5 protein-coding genes are annotated in these 4,936 nt (G+C 64.6%); 1 reads left to right on the top strand and 4 read right to left on the bottom strand.

The window, feature by feature from the left end:
* The 4 genes from BGO62_RS14275 to trxB form a co-directional block, all read right to left on the bottom strand.
* Positions 1-619 (bottom strand): transposase DNA-binding-containing protein (locus BGO62_RS14275; RefSeq protein WP_296639842.1); only part of this gene is annotated, 619 nt, incomplete at its 3' end.
* A 595-nt stretch (positions 620-1,214) separates the two neighbouring features.
* On the bottom strand, positions 1,215-1,670 hold the full coding sequence (locus BGO62_RS14270; RefSeq protein ID WP_296643694.1) for a peroxiredoxin: 456 nt from the start codon (positions 1,668-1,670) through the stop codon (positions 1,215-1,217).
* A 16-nt stretch (positions 1,671-1,686) separates the two neighbouring features.
* Complete coding sequence (locus BGO62_RS14265; protein WP_296643692.1) at positions 1,687-2,349, bottom strand: Smr/MutS family protein; 663 nt, start codon at positions 2,347-2,349, stop codon at positions 1,687-1,689.
* An 8-nt stretch (positions 2,350-2,357) separates the two neighbouring features.
* The gene (gene trxB, locus BGO62_RS14260) at positions 2,358-3,317 is read right to left on the bottom strand and encodes a thioredoxin-disulfide reductase (protein ID WP_296643690.1); all 960 of its coding nucleotides are present in this window, start codon (positions 3,315-3,317) and stop codon (positions 2,358-2,360) included.
* A 125-nt stretch (positions 3,318-3,442) separates the two neighbouring features.
* Between trxB and BGO62_RS14255 the strand changes: the two genes are divergently transcribed.
* The coding region (locus BGO62_RS14255) for a DNA translocase FtsK (RefSeq protein ID WP_296643688.1) at positions 3,443-4,936 on the top strand (1,494 nt) is incomplete at its 3' end.

Genomic DNA, 4,936 nt, shown 5'->3' with positions numbered 1-4,936 from the left:
ACAGTTTGCCCCCTTCGGGCAGCGCCCGGTTGTGCTGGGAGCGGACCAGCCAGTCGGCGGGATGCTCCAGATCGCGGGCTTGCGCCATCAGGGCCACGATGTCGGCCTCCCGATCCGCCACGTACACCAGACGGGTGTCCGGCAGGCTGGCCGCCAGTTCGGCGATGCGCATGTAGCCTTCCGTCCAGCGGGTGCTTTCCAGCAGGCCGCCCCGTTGTCCGTCCGCGTCCTTGGGCTCGCGCGCCCACATCCAGGCATCCAGCACCCCCAGGGGTTCCCGTTCCGGGCTAACCGCGTAGGTGGGATGGACGTACATGCCACGCTGCGCTTCATAGGACAGCGGTCCCAGACCGGCAATGCCTTGCCCGTTGAAGTCCAGTTCCGTGGTGTCCTGCAGGCACAGGACGACGGGATGGGCGCGCATGCGCGCCTCGGAACTGCGCCAGTGCGGCGCAAGGATGGCTTCCCATTCAACGTCGTCCTGGGACAGAAAGCGATACGCCGCCTGGGTTTCCGCCCAGCCTCCGCACGCTTGCGGAATGCTGGCCATCGGATTGGCGGCCATGCGCTCGGCCAGCAGCACCGTGCGCTTGTCCAGACGCCTGTCGCCGAGATCGATATCCTTGAACTCCTCCGCCGCCCAGCTCATCACGCAAACCTCGTATTACCAGAGAAGTCAGCATGTTACGGTGAGGCATTGAAGTTGTGTGTAATGGGATGTACTTAACTGGCGCGTGTGATCCAGTGCTGCTTTATAGATGTCTGAATCGCTGATGGTTCCCATTTTGGAATTCCCCAGTAGCACATTCGGATGTGCGAAGGCGAAATAGTAATTGCAAACGCCCTGTCGTTGGCGCCCTGGTTTTGACTTTTCTCCCCTTACAGACCCGCCGAAGATCAAGTGCGTCGGGAGGATCAGCGGCAAAGGTGTCTGAGCCCCGCCCACAAAAAACAAAATCAAAAAAGAACAAGGCGGGGCGAGTTCTTTGCCGCCCACCCGACGCGCTTGATCTTCGGGAATTCGGGGATGTCGGGGTCGCCTTTTCTTTGGTTACTTTCTTTTGGCGAAACAAAAGAAAGTGACTAGCCGCCGGGCTACCCCCGGCCAACGCTCAATAGTCCTGCGAAGTCACTAACTACTCAGTCGTGCTTCGCGCCATTCCATGGCTGGATTGCTTCACTTCGCTCGCAATGACGGATCGGGGATCACGCGCTCAAAGCGTCTGCACAAACGCCAGCACCTCCGCCGCATGCCCCGGCGCCTTCAATCCGCGCCAGCTCTTCGCCAGCTTGCCGTTCACGTCGAATACGAAGGTGCTGCGCTCGATGCCGCGCACCTGCTTGCCGTACATGTTCTTCAGCTTCATCACGCCGAACAGTTCGCAGGCTTTTTCATCGGTGTCGGCGAGCAGTTCGAACGGGAAGCCGTGCGCGGCCTTGAAGCCTTCGTGCGACTTGAGGCTGTCGCGCGAGACGCCGACGACGAGGGTGTTGGCCTTGCCGAAGTCGGCGTACAGGTCGCGGAACTCCTGGCCTTCGAGGGTGCAGCCGGAGGTGTTGTCCTTGGGGTAGAAATACACGACGACATTCCTGCCGCGATGCTCGGACAGCTTGAAGGTCGTGCCGCCGGTGGACGGCAGTTCGAAATCGGTAATGACGGGTTCGCTCATGGCGGGCCTTTCTTCTTTAACGTGGCGAGGATTTGAGCAGCACGACAACGGCGCCGGCGCCGCCGTCGACGGTGCGCGCCTGGCAGAACGCGAGCACGTCTTCGCGCTGCGTCAGCCAGTGGCGCACCTTGTTCTTCAGCACCGGCAGGCGGTTTTTCGAGCCGTGGCCCTTGCCGTGGATGATGCGCACGCAGCGCCGGTCTTCGCGCATGCAGCGGTTGAGGAAGGTGGCCAGCGCGAGGCGCGCCTCGTCGCCGGTGTGGCCGTGCAGGTCGAGCTCGCCCTTGATGACCCAGCCGCCGCGCCGCAATTTTCGAAGCGCGGCGGCGGGCACGCCGGGGCGCGAGAAAAACAGTTCCTCGCCAGTGGAGATGGCCGCTTCCCAGTCCCACGGGTCGGCCAGGGCATCGATCAGGACTTGCTGCTCGTCGGCCCGTCTTTGGTGGGCGACGGGTTTGGGGCGCGGGCGTGGTATTTCAGCGCGATTGGACGGGGGAAGCGGCACGGCGTCGGCGACGGCGCGGCGAAACAGCATGGCGCCGTCTGCCGGCGGCCTGGGTTTGTGCGGCGCCTGATGGCGCGCGTCCGGAGCGGCAGCCTGCTCGCGCAACGCGCGACGCACGCGCGTCAGCGCCTCAAGCGAGGCGGGTGGCAGCGCCGTGCCGCGGCCGCGCTTCATGGCTCAGCTCAAGCGGTCTTGCCGAGCGCGTCCAGATAGCGTTCGGCATCGAGCGCGGCCATGCAGCCGGTGCCGGCGCTGGTCACGGCCTGCTTGTAGATGTGGTCCTGCACGTCGCCGGCGGCGAACACGCCGTCGATGCTGGTGGCGGTGGCGTTGCCGACGCGGCCCGAGCGGGTGACGATGTAGCCGCCTTCCAGTTCGAGCTGGCCTTCGAAGATGCCGGTGTTCGGCTTGTGGCCGATGGCGATGAAGATGCCGGTCAGCGCGATGTCTTTGGTCGAGCCGTCCTTGGTGCTCTTGATGCGCATGCCGGTGACGCCGGTCTTGTCGCCCAGCACCTCGTCCAGCGTGCTGTCGAGGGCGAGGGTGATCTTGCCTTCCTTGACCTTGTCCATCAGGTGGTCGACGAGGATCTTTTCCGATTTGAAGGTGTCGCGGCGGTGCACCAGGGTGACGTGGCGCGCGATGTTGGCGAGATACAGCGCTTCCTCGACCGCGGTGTTGCCGCCGCCGACGACGGCGACGTCCTGGTTCTTGTAGAAGAAGCCGTCGCAGGTGGCGCAGCCCGACACGCCCTTGCCCATGAAGGCCTGCTCGGACGGCAGGCCGAGGTACATGGCGGAAGCGCCGGTGGCAATGATCAGCGCATCGCAGGTATAGGTGCCGGAATCGCCGATCAGGGTGAACGGTTTTTCGGTCAGTTTGGCGGTGTGGATCTGGTCGAAAATGATTTCGGTCTTGAAACGTTCGGCGTGGCGCTGGAAGCGGTCCATCAGTTCGGGGCCCTGCACGCCGTCGACGTCGGCCGGCCAGTTGTCGACATCGGTGGTGGTCATCAGCTGGCCGCCCTGCTGCAGGCCGGTGATGACGACCGGCGAGAGGTTGGCGCGCGCGGCATACACGGCGGCGGAATAGCCGGCGGGACCGGAGCCGAGGATGATGAGTTTGTGGTGTGCGGTGCTCATGGTCTGTACTCGGGTGATGGGGAAAGCGAACTATTCTAACCAAATATGGCGGCGGCATTTCCATGCCGCCCGCCCGGTATAATCGGAAGCCTTTCCGCCCGATAAGTTCCTGCTCAACCGTTTCCATGGCGCGTCCCGCTCCCCGTTCGTCTCCGCCCCTGCCGCCCCGCATGCAACGCCTGTTGCGCGAAGCGCGCGCGCTGCTGGTGGGGTTTGCCGCGCTGTTGCTGGCGGCGGTTCTGCTGACCCACGATGGCGCCGATCCGGGCTTCAGCACCACGGGCGACAGTGCGGTGATGCACAACCTGGGCGGCAAGAGCGGCGCCTGGCTGTCCGATTTGCTGTTGATGCTGTTCGGCGTGTCGGCCTGGTGGTGGGTGGTGCTGGCACTGGCCTATGTCATTCACACCTTCCGCCATCTGAGCGAAACCCCGCTGGCGGGAGGGCGGCAACGCTGGCTGAAGCTGGGCGGGTTCGCCCTGCTGCTGCTGGCCAGCACCGGCATCGAGTGGCTGCGCACCTGGCATTGGGACGTGGCGCTGCCCGATGCCCACGGCGGCGTGCTGGGTGCGGGCGTGGGCACTGCGGCGGGCGCGCTGCTGGGATTCACCGGCGGCTCGTTGATTCTACTGCTGCTGATGGCCGTGGGATTCAGCCTCTTCACCGGCGTGTCCTGGCTCAGCATGGCCGAGCGCACCGGTGCGTGGGTGGAGCGGGCATACTGGAAGACGATCCAGGGCTGGCAGGCGTATCGCGACCGCAAGCTGGGCGAAGTGGCGCAGCAAAAACGCGAAGCCAAGGTGTCGGTGGAAAAGAAGAAACGTGTCGAGGCGCCGCCGATCCGCATCGAGCCGGTGGTGAAGGAGGTGCCGCAATCCGAGCGCGCGGTCACCGAGAAGCAGGCACCGCTGTTCTCCGATCTGCCGGATTCGCCGCTGCCGCCGCTGCATCTGCTCGACCCGGCGGACGAGGCGGTGGAGACCGCGAGCCCCGAGGCGTTGGAGTTCACCTCCCTGATGATCGAGCGCAAGCTCGCCGAATTCGGCGTCGAGGTCAAGGTGGTGTCGGCTTCGCCCGGCCCGGTGATCACCCGCTACGAGATCGAGCCGGCAACGGGCGTGAAGGGTAGCCAGATCGTCAACCTGGCGAAGGATCTGGCGCGCACGCTGTCGGTGATCAGCATCCGGGTGGTCGAGGCGATTCCCGGCAAGCACACCATGGGACTGGAAATTCCCAACCCCAAACGGCAGATCGTTCGTTTGAGCGAGATCCTCGGCTCCCGGGCCTACCACGACAGCGCCAGCCCATTGACGGTCACGCTGGGCAAGGACATCGCCGGCAATCCGGTGGTGGCCGATCTCGGCAAGATGCCGCACCTGCTGGTCGCCGGCACCACCGGCTCGGGCAAGTCGGTCGGCGTCAACGCGATGATCCTGTCGCTGGTGTACAAGTCCGACCCCAGCGCGGTGCGCATGATCATGGTCGACCCCAAGATGCTGGAGCTTTCCATTTATGAGGGCATCCCGCATCTCTTGGCGCCGGTGGTCACCGACATGAAGCAGGCCGCTTCCGCGCTCAACTGGTGCGTCGGCGAAATGGAGCGCCGCTACAAGCTGATG

The organism is Thiobacillus sp. 65-1402, assembly GCF_001897685.1.
In the GTDB taxonomy this organism is placed as follows: Bacteria; Pseudomonadota; Gammaproteobacteria; order Burkholderiales; family Thiobacillaceae; genus Thiobacillus.
This window is presented reverse-complemented; position numbering and strand designations above follow the sequence as displayed.

Bases quoted from the DNA above. Each gene is read 5' to 3' on its own strand.
- BGO62_RS14270 (WP_296643694.1), bottom strand. From the start codon at position 1,670: ATGAGCGAACCCGTCATTACCGATTTCGAACTGCCGTCCACCGGCGGC.
- BGO62_RS14265 (WP_296643692.1), bottom strand. From the start codon at position 2,349: ATGAAGCGCGGCCGCGGCACGGCGCTGCCACCCGCCTCGCTTGAGGCG.
- trxB (WP_296643690.1), bottom strand. From the start codon at position 3,317: ATGAGCACCGCACACCACAAACTCATCATCCTCGGCTCCGGTCCCGCC.